Origin of the sequence: Membranihabitans maritimus (assembly GCF_021729145.1) — a bacterium.
In the GTDB taxonomy this organism is placed as follows: Bacteria; Bacteroidota; Bacteroidia; order Chitinophagales; family Saprospiraceae; genus Membranihabitans; species Membranihabitans maritimus.
Genome location: NZ_JAJSLW010000056.1, coordinates 1 through 1,337 on the forward strand (window position 1 = coordinate 1; position 1,337 = coordinate 1,337).

The window sequence follows — 1,337 nt, forward strand, 5'->3', positions numbered from 1 at the left end:
GACACTGTCCCGTAAAGTGTGTAAATTAAAAAGGGTTGGGAAGAAGTTTAAAGTTTGAGCCTATCATCAAATATAGTCAAAAATTGATTTAAAACAATCCCCCAGTTTCGAATGGGTTGGGTCCATTTTTTAGTGGTTTCTCTTACGGCAAGGAAGACAGACTTCATGACGGCCTCATTGGTCGGGAAAGAGAGTTTGTTTTTGGTATATTTTCTAATTTTTCCATTGAGATTTTCAATGAGGTTCGTGGTATAAATGATTTTACGGATTTCAATGGGGAAATCAAAAAATACAGATAAGTCTTCCCAATTGTTTTCCCAGCTACGTACGGCATATTTATATTTGTCGGACCATTTATGTTGAAAGTCTACTAAAGCGGCCTCAGCGGCTTGTCTGGTGGGAGCGGCATAGATGGCCTTTTGGTCATTGGCAAATTCTTTTTTATCCTTCCAAACCACGTATTTAGAGGCATTTCGAATTTGATGGATGACACAAATTTGGGTTTTGGATTGCGGGAACACATTGCGAATGGTATCGGTAAAACCATTGAGATTGTCGGTAGCCGTAATGAGGATATCTTCCACGCCCCGGGCTTTGATATCGGTCAATACGCTCATCCAAAAAGAAGCGGATTCATTTTTGCCTAACCAAAGGCCAAGCACTTCTTTCAAACCGTCTTTACGCAGACCCACAGCGATGTAAATGGTTTTATTAATAACCTTGGAGTTTTCCCGTACTTTAAAAACAATGCCATCCATCCAGACAATCAAATAAAGGGGTTCTAGCGGCCGGTTTTGCCAGGCCACAATGTCATTGGAGATTCGGTCCGTGATGCGGGAAATAGTGGAAGAAGAGACCTCGAAGTTATATACTTCCCTAATTTGCTCTTCAATATCACTATTGCTCATTCCTTTGGCATACAATGAAATAATGACATTTTCAATTCCGTCGACCATACTCCCTCGTTTGGGAACGACCACAGGAGTAAAACTCGCGTCCCGGTCTCTGGGTACTTGGATTTGGGATTCCCCCAAAGAGGTTTTAATGGTCTTTTGCCCAAAGCCATTACGTGAATTGGTGGTGTTTTTTTTCTGGTTTTTTGTGTATCCTAAATGAGCATCGAGTTCGCCTTCCAGTAATTTTTCAATACCCCGTTTTTGAATTTGCTTGAGAAAAGCATTCAATTCTTCTCCGCTTTCAAATTGCTGGAGAAATTCATCGCTTAAATAATCTTCTTTTTTCATCGTGTGTAAATTTAAAATTAATAAAATTAAAAGGGTTGGGCAGCGCGCTGCCCAACCCTTTTTTAGCATTTACACACTTCGTGAGATACTGCC

1 protein-coding gene is annotated in these 1,337 nt (G+C 40.5%); it reads right to left on the reverse strand.

Going from position 1 to position 1,337, the window contains the following annotated elements; all coding sequences use genetic code 11:
• Nucleotides 1-47 precede the first annotated feature (47 nt).
• The gene (locus tag LVD47_RS23275; protein ID WP_236981118.1) at nt 48-1,244 is read right to left on the reverse strand and encodes an IS256 family transposase; all 1,197 of its coding nucleotides are present in this window, start codon (nt 1,242-1,244) and stop codon (nt 48-50) included.
• Nucleotides 1,245-1,337: the final 93 nt, after the last annotated feature.

What these genes read in the sequence shown, in the direction of transcription:
- LVD47_RS23275 (WP_236981118.1), bottom strand. Translation starts at nt 1,244, where the DNA reads ATGAAAAAAGAAGATTATTTAAGCGATGAATTTCTCCAGCAATTTGAA.